At 77.5% G+C, this 236-nt stretch carries 1 protein-coding gene; it reads right to left on the reverse strand.

Annotated elements, in window-relative coordinates; translation table 11 throughout:
• On the reverse strand, positions 1-202 hold a 202-nt coding region (locus DEH69_RS13025), incomplete at its 3' end, for an acyl carrier protein (RefSeq protein ID WP_147255556.1).
• Positions 203-236: the final 34 nt, after the last annotated feature.

Raw genomic sequence — 236 nt, forward strand, 5'->3', positions numbered from 1 at the left:
GGTCGGTAAAGGCCCGTTCGGGATCCACATCGGCCGGGCCCGCATGCCCGAGGACCGCCGCGACCTCCGTGCGGACGATGTCGAGCAGGGTGCGGTGCCGGTCGGCCGCCGACAGCGTCTCCAGCCTGCCGAGGACCCCGCTCGCGGCGGCCGACGTGCGGACGCTGCGCCGCACCGGCCCGCGCACGAGTCCGCGTAGCACCGGGGCGACCTCGGTCCCGCGCAGCGCGGCCAGG

It is taken from the genome of Streptomyces sp. PT12, from assembly GCF_003311645.1.
In the GTDB taxonomy this organism is placed as follows: domain Bacteria; phylum Actinomycetota; class Actinomycetes; order Streptomycetales; family Streptomycetaceae; genus Streptomyces.